Annotated in this window: 15 protein-coding genes and 1 tRNA gene; 11 read left to right on the top strand and 5 right to left on the bottom strand. The window is 57.0% G+C overall.

Annotated elements, in window-relative coordinates:
• Window positions 1-301 precede the first annotated feature (301 nt).
• Both EQV90_RS14380 and EQV90_RS14375 read right to left on the bottom strand, forming a co-directional pair.
• Window positions 302-1,669, bottom strand: coding sequence for a heavy metal sensor histidine kinase (locus EQV90_RS14380; RefSeq protein ID WP_165878350.1), 1,368 nt, complete (start codon window positions 1,667-1,669; stop codon window positions 302-304).
• Window positions 1,669-2,349, bottom strand: coding sequence for a heavy metal response regulator transcription factor (locus tag EQV90_RS14375; RefSeq protein WP_240878307.1), 681 nt, complete (start codon window positions 2,347-2,349; stop codon window positions 1,669-1,671). The genes EQV90_RS14380 and EQV90_RS14375 overlap by 1 nt, the downstream gene beginning before the upstream one ends.
• Window positions 2,350-2,498: 149 nt before the next feature.
• On the opposite strand from EQV90_RS14375, the gene EQV90_RS14370 reads away from it, so the two are divergent.
• On the top strand, window positions 2,499-3,011 hold the full coding sequence (locus tag EQV90_RS14370) for a cupredoxin family protein (protein WP_003446665.1): 513 nt from the start codon (window positions 2,499-2,501) through the stop codon (window positions 3,009-3,011).
• Window positions 3,012-3,092: 81 nt separating this feature from the next.
• Entirely contained in the window at window positions 3,093-3,923 is an 831-nt protein-coding gene (queF, locus tag EQV90_RS14365) for an NADPH-dependent 7-cyano-7-deazaguanine reductase QueF (RefSeq protein ID WP_003446667.1), read from the top strand.
• A 77-nt stretch (window positions 3,924-4,000) separates the two neighbouring features.
• Here the strand turns inward: queF and EQV90_RS14360 are convergent, their stop codons facing one another.
• Together EQV90_RS14360 and EQV90_RS14355 are read right to left on the bottom strand one after the other, a co-directional pair.
• Complete coding sequence (locus EQV90_RS14360) at window positions 4,001-4,474, bottom strand: peroxiredoxin (protein WP_003446668.1); 474 nt, start codon at window positions 4,472-4,474, stop codon at window positions 4,001-4,003.
• A gap of 13 nt (window positions 4,475-4,487) precedes the next feature.
• A complete protein-coding gene (locus EQV90_RS14355) occupies window positions 4,488-5,048 on the bottom strand; it encodes a glycine cleavage system protein R (protein ID WP_003446670.1) in 561 nt (186 codons plus the stop codon).
• 326 nt (window positions 5,049-5,374) lie between these two features.
• Between EQV90_RS14355 and dapA the strand changes: the two genes are divergently transcribed.
• From dapA to EQV90_RS14310, 9 genes are all read left to right on the top strand, one after another.
• A complete protein-coding gene (dapA, locus tag EQV90_RS14350) occupies window positions 5,375-6,253 on the top strand; it encodes a 4-hydroxy-tetrahydrodipicolinate synthase (RefSeq protein WP_003446672.1) in 879 nt (292 codons plus the stop codon).
• A gap of 17 nt (window positions 6,254-6,270) precedes the next feature.
• Window positions 6,271-7,386 carry an outer membrane protein assembly factor BamC gene (gene bamC / locus EQV90_RS14345; protein WP_003446674.1) on the top strand — a complete coding sequence of 372 codons (1,116 nt, stop codon included), beginning with the start codon at window positions 6,271-6,273 and terminating at the stop codon, window positions 7,384-7,386.
• A 4-nt stretch (window positions 7,387-7,390) separates the two neighbouring features.
• Window positions 7,391-8,149, top strand: coding sequence for an MBL fold metallo-hydrolase (locus tag EQV90_RS14340; RefSeq protein WP_003446676.1), 759 nt, complete (start codon window positions 7,391-7,393; stop codon window positions 8,147-8,149).
• Between the two features lie 28 nt (window positions 8,150-8,177).
• Complete coding sequence (purC, locus tag EQV90_RS14335) at window positions 8,178-8,891, top strand: phosphoribosylaminoimidazolesuccinocarboxamide synthase (protein ID WP_003446678.1); 714 nt, start codon at window positions 8,178-8,180, stop codon at window positions 8,889-8,891.
• A gap of 683 nt (window positions 8,892-9,574) precedes the next feature.
• Window positions 9,575-10,060 (top strand): CS1 type fimbrial major subunit, encoded by a 486-nt coding sequence (locus tag EQV90_RS14330; RefSeq protein ID WP_003446680.1) that lies wholly within the window; start codon window positions 9,575-9,577, stop codon window positions 10,058-10,060.
• Between the two features lie 155 nt (window positions 10,061-10,215).
• Complete coding sequence (locus EQV90_RS14325; RefSeq protein WP_240878306.1) at window positions 10,216-12,726, top strand: TcfC E-set like domain-containing protein; 2,511 nt, start codon at window positions 10,216-10,218, stop codon at window positions 12,724-12,726.
• Window positions 12,727-12,872: 146 nt separating this feature from the next.
• Window positions 12,873-13,616, top strand: a complete 744-nt coding sequence (locus tag EQV90_RS14320) for a molecular chaperone (protein WP_191985178.1) — start codon at window positions 12,873-12,875, stop codon at window positions 13,614-13,616.
• Window positions 13,613-14,824, top strand: a complete 1,212-nt coding sequence (locus tag EQV90_RS14315; protein WP_240878305.1) for a hypothetical protein — start codon at window positions 13,613-13,615, stop codon at window positions 14,822-14,824. The genes EQV90_RS14320 and EQV90_RS14315 overlap by 4 nt, the downstream gene beginning before the upstream one ends.
• A 196-nt stretch (window positions 14,825-15,020) precedes the next feature.
• Window positions 15,021-15,110, top strand: a tRNA-Ser gene (locus EQV90_RS14310).
• A 350-nt stretch (window positions 15,111-15,460) separates the two neighbouring features.
• On the opposite strand, the gene EQV90_RS14305 is transcribed toward EQV90_RS14310, so the two are convergent.
• Window positions 15,461-16,285 carry a metal-binding protein gene (locus EQV90_RS14305; protein WP_169869708.1) on the bottom strand — a complete coding sequence of 275 codons (825 nt, stop codon included), beginning with the start codon at window positions 16,283-16,285 and terminating at the stop codon, window positions 15,461-15,463.
• Window positions 16,286-16,411: the final 126 nt, after the last annotated feature.

Here is a 16,411-nt window from a genome sequence, read left to right as displayed (position 1 = left end):
TCCAGCCGTATCGCGCGGCGAAAATCCAGCCGGCCCACGCGCTGCGCTACTCCTGACCGCCCTTAGCCTGACCTGTAGGAGCGAGCTTGTCTCGCGAGCTCTTCCTGAGTGCTGAAAAGCTCGCGAGACAAGCTCGCTCCTACAGTACATACGGCCGCTCAATTCCCAGCCGTATCGCGCGGCGAAAATCCAGCCGGCCCATGGGCTGCGCTACTCCTGACCGCCCTTACCCTGACCTGTAGGAGCGAGCTTGCTCGCGAGCTCTTCCTGCGTGTTGAAAAGCTCGCTCCTACAGGAGGCGTCAGGTGCTCCCGGCCTTGATAGTGGGCAGTTCAAGCACGAACCGCGTCACGCCTTCCTGGGCTTCACACCTGATCTGCCCGCCATGGGCGCGAATGATTGACTGGGTGATGGCCAGTCCCAGCCCCGCATGCTCGCTGCTGCCTTCGCGCCGTGCCGGATCGGCCCGGTAGAAGCGATCAAACAGGCGTGGCAGCAACTCGGCAGCGATCCCAGCTCCGGTGTTTTCGATGCTGATGCGCACGTGGCTCGCCGTTTCTTCGATTAGCACCTTGATGGCTCCACCCCCCGGCGTGTAACGCAAGGCGTTATCCAGCAGGTTGGACAGCGCGCGGCGCAACATGCTGCGATCGCCTGCAATCTGTCCGTTACCTTCGCGGGTCAAGGCTATTTGCGAGTCCTCGGCCAGCAGTGCATAAAACTCCAGTAAAGCGTCCACCTCGCGGCCCAGATCCAGCGGCTCGCGGCGCGGAGTGAGCAGGCCATGGTCAGCCTTGGCCAGATACAGCATGTCGTTGACCAGTTGTGCCATCCACTGCAGTTCTTCGAGGTTGCTGTGCAGGGCCTCGCGGTACTCATCGATGCCCCGGGGCCGGGTCAGGGTGACCTGGGTATGGGTCAGCAGGTTCGACAGCGGGGTCCGCAGTTCATGGGCAATATCGGCAGAGAACGCAGACAGTCGCTGAAATGAATCATCCAGCCGTTCCAGCATGGCGTTGAAGGCGCTGGCCAGCTCTGCCAGCTCGGCGGGCATCTGCTGCTGGGGCAGCCGTGCGTTGAGGGAGTCGGCCGAGACGCTGGCTGCAATCGCGCTCATGCGCCGCAATGGGCGCAGGCCGCTACGGGCAGCCCAGGCCCCCAGAATGGCGGTAGCCAGCGCCGAGAGGCCGACCGTCATCCAGATCAGGTGCTGCATGCGCTGCAGGAAGTGTTGATGGTGGGTGATGTCCAGCAGCAGTGTCAGGCGCGGTGCGTTTTGTGTGTCAGGAATCGGGTTCAGAACCCGGTAATCAATGCCGTTGATTTGCAGGCTGCCAAGCCCGGGGCGCACAGCAAGCTGTTCCGGCAAACTTGGCGCGCTGTCAAACCACAGGTGCCCGTCCGGGCCGCGTACCCGCACCGTCAGGTCTGGTTGCTGGTTGAGGTGCAGGAGCAGGGCGGGCAGGCGCCGGGTGAAACTTTCCAGGGTGTCGGCGCCTTGCAGGGTGTCGCGCAGCACGGTGAGGCGGCTTTCCATCAGCTGTTGGTCGAGCTCGACGAAATGTACCTCGCTGGCGCGCCCGAACAGCACCCCGGCAAACAGTGAAACCACCGCCGTGCAGCCGGCAAACAGCAGGGCCAGGCGGCTGCTCAGGGACAGGCGACGAATCACGGAGCACGCTCTTCCAGCACGTAACCCATGCCGCGCACGGTGTGGATCAGTTTGTGTTCATGGCTGTCATCGATTTTCAGGCGCAGGCGGCGTATCGCGACTTCGATAACGTTGGTGTCGCTGTCGAAATTCATGTCCCACACTTGTGAGGCGATCAGGGACTTGGGCAGTACTTCTCCCTGGCGTCGCATCAGCAATTCCAGCAGGGCGAACTCTTTGGCGGTGAGGTCGATGCGCAGGCCATTGCGCTCAACCCGGCGCCGGATCAGGTCCAGGCGCAGGTCGGCCAGTTGCAGGTGGGTCTCTTGCGTGGTGCTGCTGCCGCGGCGCAGCAAGCTGCGCACCCGGGCCAGCAACTCGGAAAAGGCGAAGGGCTTGACCAGATAATCGTCTGCCCCCAGTTCCAGGCCGTGCACGCGGTCTTCGACGGCGTCGCGGGCGGTCAGGAACAGCACCGGCATGTCCAGCCCCGCAGTGCGCACCGCTTGCAGTATTTGCCAGCCGTCACGGCCCGGGAGCATTACATCGAGAATCAGCAATGAGTAATCGCCGGTCAGGGCCAGGTGCTGGCCGGTAATGCCGTCAGCGGCCAGTTCGGTGGTAAACCCGGCTTCGCTCAAGCCCTGGCGCAGGTACTGGCCGGTTTTGGCCTGGTCTTCGACTATCAGCAATTTCATCGGTGGCTCATCACAAAAATATCCTCAGCCTTATACATTGGCCTTGGGCGGGCAGGGGCTAGCTGACAAAGTTGTAATCTTACGGTCAGTTGAATGCCAGCGGCGCAGTTCTAAAGTCGTTGAAAATTTGTACATTCCCGGGAGTCAGTATGACTGCGCGTAACCGTTTGGCCCTCGCGGGTTGTTTATTGATGTTGAGCGTGCCGGTGCTGGCAGCGCCTGCCGGCCATTTTGATTTTGGTCAGCCGGCCCCGGCCGCCAGTGCCACGCGCACCGTGCAAGTGGATATGACCGATATTGCCTTCACTCCCACATCACTGGACGTGAAAGCAGGGGAGACCGTGCGTTTTGTACTGGTCAATAAAGGGCAGTTGTTGCACGAATTCAACCTGGGCAATGCAGCCATGCACGGGGCGCACCAGAAAGAAATGCTCGCAATGCAGCAAAGCGGCATGCTCACGCCGACCGGGATGAGTCACGCCGGCATGGACCACGGCGCCATGGGCATGCAGCACGACGACCCCAACAGTGTGTTGGTCGGGCCGGGTAAAACTGCCGAGCTTACCTGGACCTTCAGTCGCGCCGACAACCTGGAGTTTGCCTGCAATGTGCCCGGTCACTACCAGGCCGGAATGGTCGGCAAGGTCAAAGTTGAGCCTTAATCAGCCCTGATCGTCTGCTGGCGCTGAAAGCCTGGCGTAAACCCGATAGAATTGCCGGGTTTTTCTAGCCAGGTTTTTGTCATGCATCCCGCAGCCGAACATTCGCCGCTGGGCAAGTCCAGTGAATACATCAGTACCTACACCCCGTCCTTGCTGTTCCCTATCCCGCGTGCGGCGAAATGGGCCGAGCTGGGGCTCAGCGCCGAGACCCTGCCGTATGTCGGGGTGGACTTCTGGAATTGCTTCGAGCTCTCATGGTTGTTGCCGTCAGGCAAGCCGGTGGTGGCCATTGGCGAGTTCTGCTTTGCCGCCGATTCGCCGAACATCGTCGAGTCCAAGTCTTTCAAGCTGTACCTGAACTCGCTCAATCAGAGCGTTTTCGCCGATACACCAAGTCTGGTGCAGACGTTGCAGGCAGATTTGTCAGCCGCATCCGGCAAGCCCGTCGGCGTACGCGTGCGTAGCCTGGATGAGGTTCAGGCAGATGGCACCGGGGTTTTGCCCGGTCTGTGTATCGATGATCTGGACATCAGTGTCAGCGATTACCAGCAGCCGCGACCTGAATTGCTCAAGTGCGATGAAACGCGGGTGATCGAAGAAAGCGTCTACAGCCACCTGCTCAAATCCAACTGCCCGGTCACCAGTCAGCCTGACTGGGGCACAGTGGTGGTGGAGTACCGTGGAGCGGCACTGGATCACGCCAGTTTGCTGGCGTATCTGGTGAGCTTCCGTCAGCACTCGGATTTCCATGAGCAATGCGTGGAGCGGATTTTTCTCGACCTGCAGCGTTTGCTCAAGCCGGAAAAATTGACCGTGTATGCGCGCTATGTGCGTCGTGGCGGGCTGGACATCAACCCGTACCGCAGTACCGAAGCGGTCGAATTCCAGAACCTGCGGCTGGTACGTCAGTAAAGTCCTGTGACCCTGCAGGGGCGAGCTTTTGATCTTTTAAAAGATCGCGAGGCAAGCTCGCTCCTGCTGCGGGAGTATCAGGCCTGGTTCAGCGCCCTGGCCTGTTCCAGCACTGCTTCAACATGGCCGGGCACTTTCACGCCGCGCCATTCGTGACGCAACACGCCGTTCTTGTCGATCAGGAACGTGCTGCGGTCCACGCCCAGGTATTCCTTGCCGTACAGCTTCTTCAGCTTGATCACGTCAAACAGCTGGCACAGGGCTTCGTCCTTGTCGCTCAGCAATTCGAACGGAAAACCCTGCTTGGCCTTGAAGTTCTCATGGGACTTGAGGCTGTCGCGCGACACGCCAAACACTTCGGTGTTGGCCGCCTGGAATTCGGCGTAGTGGTCACGAAAGCCCTGGCCTTCAGTGGTGCAGCCCGGCGTGCTGTCCTTGGGGTAAAAGTAAATCACCACCTGCTTGCCCTTGAGTGCCGCCAGACTGACGGTTTGCTCACTGGTAGCCGGGATCTGGAAGTCGCCTACGGGTTGGTCAATTGCAACGGCCATGGGGGGAGCTTCCTTACATTGGGTTTTGTGGGCGCCAGGGTTCGATCAGCGCATCGAGGTTCAGCGCGTCGGCGAAGTCCAGGAACTGATCGCGCAACCAGCTGATCTGGATACCGGCCGGCAAGGTCACGGTGAAAGTGGCGTTGAGCATGGTGCCGCCGGTTTGTGGCGCCTGATAGGTGTCGCAGGTCAGGTTTTCAAGTTCGACGTTGTGGTCCATGAAGAACTGGCACAGCTCGTTGATGATGTCCGAGCGGTAGGCCGAGCTGACATAGGCCACGTACGGCAGCGCCTGCGGGCGAGTCTCAAGGGCGGCACTGCGCACCACATTGACGCTGAACGCGTGTTTTTTGGCCAGTGCGGGCAAGCCGGCTTCAAGGCGGGCCAGGGCATCCCAGCTGCCAGTGATTTCCAGAACCAGTGCGCTGCATTCGCCGTGGCGAGTGAGGCGGGAGGTCACGACGGCGCAGCGATTTTCATGGCTGGCGCGGCACAGGACGTTAGTCAGCTCCATTGGGTTGGCGCCAAGGGCACTGATGACAAGGAATTGTTCGCGGACTGTGGGGGTGGACATGCAACCTTCCTAAAGCGATGAGCGGTCAGTACGGTGGATGAATGCGTCGCGACTAGCAGGCTCTCAACAAATGCCTGAACCCTGCCAATACGCCGTCGTAGACAGTCTGCAGGCTCTGCAAACCGCTCCTGGCGGTGTTTGGGGCGGGCTTTTGGCGCTGGATAAAGACCTGTGAAACAGCCTTGCGCACTCATCAGTACCAATCAAAGGCTGAAGGGTAGCGAAAAGCAGCGCCAAGGGGAATGCTCATCGGGCGCGCTGTTGCTTGTGCAAGGGTCATGGCGCCAGTACCATTACGGCTCTCTTTTTCCGGCAGGAGCGGTTGCATGATTGCGGGCAGTATGGTGGCACTGGTCACACCTATGGATGCACAAGGCCGTCTGGACTGGGACGCACTGCGCAAACTGGTGGACTTTCACCTGCAAGAGGGCACCAACGCCATTGTTGCCGTTGGCACTACAGGTGAATCGGCAACGCTCGATGTGAACGAACACATTGAAGTGATTCGTCACGTGGTCAAACAGGTGGCAGGACGTATCCCGGTCATTGCCGGCACGGGCGCCAACTCGACGCGTGAAGCGATCGAGCTGACCACCAATGCCAAGGCTGCCGGCGCCGATGCGTGCCTGCTGGTCACACCGTATTACAACAAGCCGACCCAGGAAGGGCTGTACCAGCACTTCAAGGCCATCGCCGAAGCGGTCGACATCCCGCAGATCCTCTACAACGTGCCGGGCCGTACCGCCTGCGACATGCTGCCGGCCACGGTTGTGCGCCTGTCGAGCGTGCCGAACATCATCGGCATCAAGGAAGCCACCGGCGACCTGTCGCGCGTCACTGCCATCCTGGCCGGTGTCAGCGATGACTTCCTGGTGTACTCCGGTGATGACGCCACCGCAGTCGAGCTGATCCTGCTCGGCGGCAAGGGCAATATCTCGGTGACCGCCAACGTCGCCCCGCGTGCCATGAGCGAACTGTGCGCCGCTGCGATGCGTGGTGACGCCGTCACCGCCCGCGCGATTCACGAAAAGCTGATGCCGCTCAATAAAACCCTGTTTATCGAATCCAACCCTATCCCCGTGAAATGGGCGCTGCATGAAATGGGCTTGATGCCGGACGGTATCCGTCTGCCGCTCACCTGGCTCAGCGCACCCTGCCACGAACCGCTGCGTCAGGCCCTGCGCCAGTCCGGTGTTTTGGTTTAATTGAGGAAGCATTACGCATGAAGCGATTGGCCGGACTTTCCGCACTAGCCGTGATTATTTCGAGCACCAGCGGCTGCGGTTGGCTGTGGGGTCCAGACGGGTACTTCCGGGACCGTGGCAGCGACTATCTGGAGGCGCAACAAACCGCTCCAATGAAACTGCCGCCAGGTGTAGTGACTGACAAGCGCCTTGTGCCGCTGTTGCCGATCCCGAGCAACGTGCCCGATGACACCGTCAAGGGCGAGTTCGAGGTTCCGCGGCCATTGCCGCTGGCGACAGTTGCCGGTGCCAGCGACTACACCCTGCAAAGAAGCGGCGACAGCCGTTGGGTGATGGCGCAGCACGTACCGTCAGAAGTCTGGCCGGTAGCGATGCAGTTCTTCCAGGACAACGGCTTCCGTATCGATGAGCAGCGCCCGCAAACCGGCGAGTTCACCACCACCTGGCAGCGCGCTGACGAACTGTCCGCGCCAATGGCTCGCCACCTCGGCACCAGTGGCCTGGCAGCTGACAGCGAAACCCGCGTGCGGGTCCGTATCGAGCCGGGCGTACAGCGCAACACCAGCGAAATTTATGTGGTGAGCGCCAATCGTCCAGCCGGCAGCACCGCCAACGTCGATTTCGGCCAGCGTTCGGTCAATACCGGCCTGGACGCGGCACTGGTGGACGAAATGCTCATCAGCATGAGCCGCAGCGCCGAGAAGGGCGGTTCGGTTTCGTTGCTCGCAGCACGTGATTTTGACACCCCGACCCGCGTCAGCCTGAGCGAAGACGGCAGTGGCAACCCGGTATTGAGCCTGACCGAAGACCTCGATCGTGCCTGGTCCGGCGTAGGTCGCGCACTTGAACAGGGCGAGTGGCGGGTTGAAGATATCAACCGCACCTTGGGCCTGTACTACATCAACCTGGCCGAAAAAGCCGAGAAGAAGGACGAGAAACCCGGTTTCTTCTCCAGCCTTTTCGGCAGCAAACCGGCCAAGGAAGAAGTGGAAGCCCGCGCCCAGCGCTATCAGGTTCGCCTGAGCAAGGTCGGGGACAGCGTGCAGGTGACTGTCGAAGAAAACATCAACAAGGTTGCACCGCCAGAAGTGGCGCGCAAAGTGTTGGGCGTTATTCAAGACAACCTGGGCTGATCCTGTGCGTTTTGCCGTTCTCGGTAGTGGTAGCCAAGGGAATGGCACGCTGGTAGCCAGCGACAGCACCTGTGTACTGGTGGATTGCGGTTTCTCTTTGCGGGAAACCGAACGCCGCCTGGTGCGTCTGGGTATCAGCCCGCACCAGCTGAGCGCGATTCTGGTCACCCACGAACATGCTGATCATGTGCATGGCGTGGGGATGCTGTCCCGGCGCTACAATGTGCCGGTGTACATGAGTCGTGGTACCCAGCGCGGGATGCGCAAGCCGCTTGAACCTGCCGGCTTCGTGGCAGGTGGCGAAACGTTGCAGATCGGTGCCTTGACCATCAGCGTGACCCTGGTTGCCCATGATGCCCAGGAACCCACCCAATACGTATTCAGTGACGGCAAGCGGCGTTTCGGCCTGCTGACCGACCTGGGTTCGTACTGCGATGGCGTACTGGACAGCTATCGCGGCCTGGACGCGTTGATGATCGAGGCCAACCATTGCCGCGACCTGCTCGCCCGTGGTCACTACCCCTGGTTTCTCAAACAACGGGTAGGTGGTCAGGAAGGACATTTGAACAACCACCAGGCCGCAAGCCTGGTGGCCGAGTTGGGCTGGAAACACCTGCAACACCTGGTACTGGCCCACCTCAGCAGCAAGAACAACCTGCCGCAGCTGGCCCGGCAATGTTTTGTCGACACCCTCGGGTGCGACCCGGACTGGCTGCAACTGGCCGATCAAGATTCAGGGCTCGACTGGCGCACAATCGCCTAGCCCACCTACTTAGCATGCGGAGCCCATCATGGAAAAACGTGAAGAACTCTATCGCGGTAAAGCGAAATCGGTTTACACAACTGACGACGCCAACCGCTTGATCCTGTTGTTTCGCAACGACACCTCAGCGTTCGACGGCAAGCGCATCGAACAGCTGGACCGCAAAGGCATGGTGAACAACAAGTTCAACGCCTTCATCATGCAGAAACTCGAAGAAGCCGGCGTGCCGACCCAATTCGACAAACTGCTGGGCGATAACGAATGCCTGGTGAAAAAACTCGACATGATTCCGGTCGAGTGCGTTGTGCGTAACTACGCGGCCGGCAGTCTGGTCAAGCGTCTGGGTGTGGAAGAGGGCATGAAGCTCAACCCTTACACCTTTGAGCTGTTCCTCAAGGACGACGCCAAGGGCGACCCGTTCATCAACGAATCCCACGTCGTGGCGTTCGGTTGGGGCACTGCCGAGCAACTGGTGCGCATGAAAGAACTGTCGCTCAAGGTCAATGAAGTGCTGAACAAGCTGTTCGATGACGCCGGCCTGCTGCTGGTGGACTTCAAGCTCGAGTTCGGCGTATTCCACGACGGCAGCATCGTGCTGGGTGACGAATTCAGTCCGGACGGCTGCCGTCTGTGGGACAAGGCCACCGGCAAGAAGATGGACAAGGACCGCTTCCGTCAGGGTCTGGGCGACGTGATCGAAGCCTACGAAGAAGTTGCACAGCGCCTCGGCGTCCCGCTTTAAGCGGTCATGAAGCGCCTGGAGGCGGGTTCGCGCAACCGCCTCTGCCAGAGCCTCACGCCGACAGTGCAAGCTGTCGGTTAGAGGCGCGGCGTACGCCAGGTACGCCGTCGCCTGGCAATGCAATCCAACCGCTGTTCCGGACACAAATCGCAACCGCAATCACAAGCCAAAAGGCAGTGCAGGCTACAGGCGAATCATCCGCGCCAGGCACAGGCTGGTTTGCCTCCGTACTTCCTGTCGTGGAGCGCAAACCTTCAATGCGCATCAATCTGACGACCCGATATCTCTCTTCAGTGACTCGCCGAGCTCTGCTCTCAGGCGTCGAAGTCCTCCCCTTGCTGTGTCTTCCTGCGTTCGCATAAAGGCTGTCTGTCGATACGCCGAGACGTGCTGCCCCATCAGCGATCTGCTGCGCGCAGGTATATCCTGCAATAACTTCTAGCTTCCCGCGATTTATCAAAACGCAGGTTTATTTTTACACCAGAAGAAGTATCAATACTTTTAGGTGGACTAAAGGCATCAGGAATATCAGGGGTATTAGGAGTATTCCGATATAACGATTAGGAATGTTTCGTTAAGGTTACTGCTCGTTGCGCGACATGCTTGGTTGGGCCGGTCGGGGCACGAATATTAAGTATTTTTAAGTAATCTAAGGCGTAATACGTCTCGGCTCGGAAGTCTCTATGTCCCTTTTCAAAAAAACTATTCTGACGCCCTTTGTACTTGCTGTCGGGGTATTGAGTGTTCAGGCCCATGCTGCACCGATCAATCATACGGTTCAGTTGTCTTCCTTCGTTCCGACAGCAGATTTTTATGTATTGCCAAGTGACAGCAGCTGGATCGGCGAGACTCAGGCGCTCTCTTACAATATAAACACTCAAGAAATGGCTTCATTGGTTAAAACATTTGACGCTGTTCATTCTGCAGGCTCAATCAGTGCACAACTGTTGGCCCCGGCTTACTTGGCTGCGGGTGCCAATAGTGTTGTTCTGGATGTCAAGTTCAACGGCAAGTCGTTGACCACTACCGCCCAGACGGTACTCACCGCAGCCGAAGCAGCTACTGTAAAAGTAGTGAATCTGGAAATTATACCGACCAGGCCGGCAACCGGCTATGAGTCGGGTAGCTATCTGGGCAATGTCCAATTGTCTTTTGATGCCGTCATCTAAGTTCAAGTTGTTGAGCATCGGTTGTATGGCTTGTTGCGCGATCACGTAATCGGTCAGTACCGGTGCGGGCAGTAAGCGACTGATTGACTCTCTCCGACATCGTGTGCAGCGCATGTCGGAGTTTTTTTTTGCCGCTATAAGCAAGGTGTTACGGAGTGAGTCGGTATACTGATTTGTCATTGGCTATTGCCTTTGCAAGTGCTGCAGGTTTTTGCCAGGCTTCCATCGCAGCAACACCTAGTTATACCACTTTGCTGGTTCAGGCAGACGGGTTGCCTAAAGAGTTTCACGAGCATTTCTTTGACGTGCCATTGGCCGTACGGGTAATGCTTGATAATCAAGTTCTGGGTGAGGCCATGGTGGTTCTAAGCCGGGACGAGCGCATGACGCTTATCGAGTTTACGGATACCCGTGACAGCGACATTAGTCCGGCCGAACGTGAAGTCTGGCAACTGCTGTTACAGCAAGGTGTCGTACTGGGTCCCTGTGCAAGTCAGTGTGCAGAAGATCTGTTGGCTGTGCATTACAGCCTCAACAACTCAGAAGTCTCGATACTTACCGGCAGAACCGAGCGCAAAACCATCGAATCTGAACACTACGCCCAACCCCAGGGCGGTAGCAGGGGGTTTATGCTGAGTAATCAGTTGAACCTGTCTGGCGGGCAGGGCCAGGATCTCGCTGCGCACCTGGGGCTAGGGGCTGTCTCAAGCCTGGGCAACTGGACCCAGACTGTCAGAGGCCAGCTTAGCAAGATGGGGGGGGACGAAAACCAGCTGATGCACTCAGTGTACGAACTGCATAGCCAAAGGGAGTGGCGCGACAACTTTCTGCGCCTGGGGTACTTCACCCCGGAGTCGGTGGGTCTCAGCCGTCAGCCGCGTACATTTGGTAACAGCCCCGACACAACCCTGGGCGTCATGCTGGGCAGTTCCGACAGTCTGGCCAAAGGTGGACTGCAACCTTCTGTCTACCCGGTTTTTGTGACTGCCAATCGTGAAGCAACCGTAGAAATTTACCGTAATGGCGTTCTGATCAACAGTCAGCAAGTTGCGCCAGGTCTGCAGGCCCTTGATACGCGCCCTCTGCCAGGTGGCATCTACGATATTGAAGTCAGACTTATCGAAGACGGCATAGTCACCTCCACGAGCGATGAGTTGGTGTACAAGCCCAGCAATTGGAGCAATACCAGCCAGCGCTGGCGCTATAACGTGTTTTTTGGTCGAGAGACCAGCCTGCTGAGCAACTGGGACAAGCAGGAAGATGGCGACACCACCGTCGGTACTGCGGTCAACTATCTGTTACACCCTCGGGCAGTGGTCGGTGTTTCGGCACGCCAGACCAAAGGGCAGAATCAACTCGGCACTTCTCTGGATCTCGGCCTGGCAAGCCGCACGAGTCTGTACACCAGTGTGTATCGCAGCCAGGACCACGGCACGGGAATGGAGGTGCAAGCGCTGCACAGTTACAGTTCGGGCAGTGTCGTTGCCAGCCACAATCGTAGCTGGCTGGACACGCGCAACACGTGGGAAACCCTCCTTGACGGCAGCCGGGTACGTCAACGCTCCCCCTATAACGGCAACGTCAGCAATTCGGCGCTGAGTATCAGCCACCGCCTGCAAGGGCATAACAGTGTTAACGCCCGAATATCCCATAGCGAAGGCCAGATAAGCGGCATTAGCCTGGACCTGGGATGGATGCGTACGACTCAATTGTTCGCCAATGACATTAACTGGCGGTTCTCTGTATTTGACCGGGCTGCTGCTGTCAGTAGCGGCAATCAGCGTAATCGCGGTTTCGATCTGAGCTTCAACATGGCGCTTGGAGAAGCCAGCAAGCGTATGACCGCCAGTGTCGGCTCCCGCGCTTCGCGTAGCGGTGATACAGATCGCAATGCCTCCCTCGGCTATCAGCAAAACTTTGAAACGGGCACGGTGCGCAGTGTCCGCGGCTCCGTGCAGACTGACACTTATGGTGTCGGGCTGGCCGGCAGTGCGCAGTTTGAAGGTCGCTATGCCTCTGGCGATGTGCAAGTGCAGCGCTCGTCTTACAGCCGGGGAGTGTCGGGCAGCCTGAACCTGACGAGCAGCCTGGTAGTGGGGGCCGGCAACATTGCCTTGAGCGGCCAGCAGGCGGGCAATCAGGCCAGCATGATTATCGATGTGGAGTCGGATATTGACGATCTGGAGCTGCGGGCTGACGACCTGAGTGGCAGCGGTACGATTCTGCGCCCGGGCCGCAACGTGATTCCTGTCAGTGCTTATCGCGACGGCGTAGTCCAGCTCGACTTCCTTGGCGTCGACGCGCCAGCGGCAACCATTCGGCCTGCCCGCGCCCGCTATCACTTGAACAAAGGCGGCGTGGCTTACCAGCGCGTCAGCGTCATCAATACCCTGACCCTGTTAGGCCGTGTGGTGGATGCTGATGGCCTGCCACTGAAAGGACATCACGTAATCAACCACGCCAGCCGTGGCGTAACCGAGGTAGACGGGTTCTTCTCCATGGAGCTCAGTGCTGACACCCCGACCCTTGAAATCGTTCGTGGCGAGCGTGTGCTGTGCCGGTTTGATCTTGACCCCAAGGTTCTGAAGCTCGAAGGCGATGTTTTGATGGCCGGCGACCTGCGCTGTGTCGAGGGCTCGATGGCCGGAAAACTGGCGCACAACTGACGCCAAAACCACTGGACCAGACCTCATAAATCCAAGGCCGCTGCCACAGTTTGAAGCGGCTTCACATTCAAATGTTGAACGCCGGCGGTGACATTTTGTTTATCAAAGCGCTGATGGTCGCCGGCTTTTTACCGAGGATCTCCTTCGTGCATAAATTTTTATACCTGCTGGGCCTGGGCCTGTTTGCGTCGACGGTCCAGGCAGGGCCCAGTATCAACATCGGCACCATCTATGACTATATGGCCTCCGACAAGAGCTCGTATCTCAAGCGCATCAATAACGTCGGTGACAGCACGGCCTTTGTGCGAGTCAATATTTACGAAATGACCTTTGATGCCGACGGCAAGGCGACTGAAACCGCGCTGGACAACCAGGGGCCCTTGAGCGCAGAGCGCAAAGGTTTGGTGGCGAGCCCGGCGCGACTGATTATCCCTGGCAAGGGGATGCAAGGTACCCGGCTGCTCTATCTGGGGAATCGGGATGTGGAGCGTTACTATCGTGTGCGATTTGTTCCGGTCGTTCCTGAAAAGGAAGACCAGTTTGCGGTGCCCGAGGAGGAGCGCAAAGCCTATAAAAACTCGATGTCGGCCGGCGTTAATATACTGACCGGTTACGGCTCTGTGTTTTTCGTCAGGCCGGAAAATACCCGGTTCACTACCCGGGTCCACAACAGCGCTATTGAATACCGCGTTGAGAATGCGGGAAACAGCACCATAGAACTGGATGGGTTCAAAGACTGCTCGATGAGCCAGGCCACTGACTGCAAGGCCACCCGCAAGATTCATCTGCGGCCCGGGAAAGACTTTGCGTTCAACAAAGAGCCCGGACGAACATATTCGTATAACTTGATAGAGGGTGGTGCCTCGAAAAAAGTGGATGTGAAGCCATGAAGATGCTCGCGATAGCCAGGTTTTCCTGCGCGCTGGCGCTGGTGCTGAATTCCACTTTCAGTTGGGCAGAATCGATCGATATTACGGCAGTCTTCACCCCGGACCCAAGGAATCCGGGTAACACTGAATTCATTAATACAACACCCAGCACGGGGCATTGTTTAAATATTGCATGTGCTGCCGGGCGTCATAGTCTTGCCCCGAAAATTAAAACCCTGCCCGCTGACATAAAGGCCAATGCCGCGGATTTGCGCCAATCAGCCTTGTTTAAAATGCCAACAGAGATCAAGAATGTAACCATTGTATCTACGGATGGCCAAACCCAGCAGCTGGGATTCCAGATAGTCGGGGCTGGAGCGCGCCTCCAGTTCAATAAAAGTGTTGGTGCCATAAGCGGGGGCGGGCACGCTGACATTTGGGTGGGCGGCTCGTGGTTGTATGCGGGTGCTGGAGGATGCTCGGGTACTGGCTATTCCAGGCTATCGACTACCTTCTATAGCTTTTTCTGGGGCGTTGGCCCGCCAGCCAACTGCGGGAGAATATCCAGGTTTGATCTGGAGGATTTCCGCTACGAAAATTTCACTTTCATATATCAGCTCATCACCCCAAACCCTCTTTCAATGAAGTCAGGGGTATATCGGGGGCAACTTGATCTTTCGGTAGGTCCCGGAGGTGATTTGGACTTCGGTGACGTCATGTTGCCTGATGATGACCGCCTGACCTTGAATTTTATACTTGAAGTTTCTCATGTACTGCAGGTGGCATTTCCTGCGGGCTCGCAACATTTAGCATTGGTACCTCAAGGTGGTTGGCAGCAATGGTTGGAGCGTGGTCGGCGCCCGGAGAAATTGTCGGCAGTGCAAAATTTTTCACTCTGGTCATCCATGCCATTCAAAATGCTGCTCCAGTGTCAATATTCCGTTGGTAATCAGTGCGCACTGGAAAATGAAGTGGGTCATCAAGTGGCGGTAGACACTCGGGTTACGTTGCCCCCGGGTTTTTCCACCTATATGGCCGGGGGGCCTGTTAAAGACCTTCCACTGAGCAGCAGCACACCGACTGTCATTGATGTCACCCAGTACATGGATAACGCCAGGGGCAGTCTTGATTTTGCAATTGATCGCGACGGGGTGGAGAAGATGATCGTACATGCCGGGAGCCGGTACAAAGGCGATGTAACAGTGATCTGGGATGGTGACATCCCTTAGGTTCTGGCAAGGCTGCTGCCAGTAAAATCAACAAAGAACGCTTCCATCAGGGGTTGGGCGACTTTATCCAGGCCCGTGAAGAAATTGCGTGGCGCAGGGTTTTGAGCTCCAAAGGCGTGCAAGTAATTGATAGCAGGCATTTTTTTGAAATAAGGCTTTGCCAGAAAGATAAACCGCTGTTATGATGCGCGCCGTTGGAGAGATGCCAGAGTGGCCGAATGGGACGGATTCGAAATCCGTTGTACTGGCGACAGTACCTAGGGTTCGAATCCCTATCTCTCCGCCATTATTACGAAAGCCCCGCAGATCAAGGTCTGCGGGGCTTTTTCGTTTTCGGCATTTGACCACTCAGTTTGACCACTCCCATTCCCTCCCTCTTCAAGAAATCCAACTGGTCATTTCTGATCAATCTTTCGGATTGGCAGGTGGAAAATCCTCAGGAGGGTGATCGCCAGCGTTAAGCCTGTAGTCGTGAGTTTAAGCGGTATCCACCTCATGAAAAATGAAATCCCGCCAGTTCATTGTCGGCACAGCGGTCAACTGGCTATTGGCTGATTTGGTTCTTCAGTGAAGCTCCAGCGCTCAATTCGACGTTGTTGTAGTTTGGGGTGCTCCTATAAGGAAGGGTGCGCATTATCACGTTATTGGGTAGCTCACAATCGACATGCTTTCAGCCATTAAAAGAAACTGATTGCCTTTCAGCCCGACTGCGGGAAAGGTGGAGAAGTCGATGTTTGAGGCAGAAAGGTCGACGAATAACGACTTATCGGATAGATCAAGCTTGATTGCTCCGGCTGGGTAAATGCCTTTGCCTTTCTCGGTCAGAAGGAACGCGAGCGGAAAGAAAGACAGTAGGCTCATGCTGCACTCATTGCCTTCATTTGCCATTCTGAATATCTTGATGCTTTGGTGATGTTTGTGGGGGAAGAACCAATAGTAAATGTCATGGGTATCTTCCAGCGCGTGGTCATCACCAAGAACAAATTGTTGCAGTGGCGTGAAATACGGAGCTTCACAAGGTTCTCTTCGGCATTCGGTTACTGAAGTGGCGGCGAGAATATGGCCGATCATTGCACGGCAGTATTTGACTGCATTGAATGGCGTATAAACGTGGGAGACGGGGCTGTTTGCGGCTCTGAAGAAGTGATTGATTTGCCGGGTTAGTGCTTTGCATACATCGGCAATTTCACCGTCGTTCTCACCTAAGGCCGTCATATTGCACTCGCGGCAGATTGTCCTGAACTTACTTCCATTTGTCGACGGAATACCTTTTACCGGATTGGCGTTTAATCCAAATACCTCCGTTAGATGTACCTGCTCCACTTTGGTTACGGTGATGCTACCTTGCGGCGGAACGTGGTCTTTGGAAAGACGTCCGTATTTCCCGCATATCACGCAATAACCGTTGGTGATCTGCGTGTGCTTGCTGCGTTCCGACAGCATCTTCGCGTGATTGCCCATTCACTGTGCTCCCTACCCATATTTCCCTTGTTTATATCATGCATGCACTTGGATTATGGGTATCAGCTCCAGTATGGAGCGACCAATCGCCATTGTTTCAACGGCTACAGCGCTGTTTAAGCGGCG

Origin of the sequence: Pseudomonas sp. TMW22089, assembly GCF_022496645.1 — a bacterium.
Classification (GTDB): domain Bacteria; phylum Pseudomonadota; class Gammaproteobacteria; order Pseudomonadales; family Pseudomonadaceae; genus Aquipseudomonas; species Aquipseudomonas paraversuta.
Note: the sequence above shows the minus strand (reverse complement) of the source record. Positions and strands in the feature narration are given on the sequence as shown.

Coding starts and splice junctions, on each gene's coding strand:
- EQV90_RS14375 (WP_240878307.1), bottom strand. CDS start 2,349: ATGAAATTGCTGATAGTCGAAGACCAGGCCAAAACCGGCCAGTACCTG.
- EQV90_RS14370 (WP_003446665.1), top strand. CDS start 2,499: ATGACTGCGCGTAACCGTTTGGCCCTCGCGGGTTGTTTATTGATGTTG.
- queF (WP_003446667.1), top strand. CDS start 3,093: ATGCATCCCGCAGCCGAACATTCGCCGCTGGGCAAGTCCAGTGAATAC.
- EQV90_RS14360 (WP_003446668.1), bottom strand. CDS start 4,474: ATGGCCGTTGCAATTGACCAACCCGTAGGCGACTTCCAGATCCCGGCT.
- EQV90_RS14355 (WP_003446670.1), bottom strand. CDS start 5,048: ATGTCCACCCCCACAGTCCGCGAACAATTCCTTGTCATCAGTGCCCTT.
- dapA (WP_003446672.1), top strand. CDS start 5,375: ATGATTGCGGGCAGTATGGTGGCACTGGTCACACCTATGGATGCACAA.
- bamC (WP_003446674.1), top strand. CDS start 6,271: ATGAAGCGATTGGCCGGACTTTCCGCACTAGCCGTGATTATTTCGAGC.
- purC (WP_003446678.1), top strand. CDS start 8,178: ATGGAAAAACGTGAAGAACTCTATCGCGGTAAAGCGAAATCGGTTTAC.
- EQV90_RS14330 (WP_003446680.1), top strand. CDS start 9,575: ATGTCCCTTTTCAAAAAAACTATTCTGACGCCCTTTGTACTTGCTGTC.
- EQV90_RS14315 (WP_240878305.1), top strand. CDS start 13,613: ATGAAGATGCTCGCGATAGCCAGGTTTTCCTGCGCGCTGGCGCTGGTG.
- EQV90_RS14305 (WP_169869708.1), bottom strand. CDS start 16,285: ATGGGCAATCACGCGAAGATGCTGTCGGAACGCAGCAAGCACACGCAG.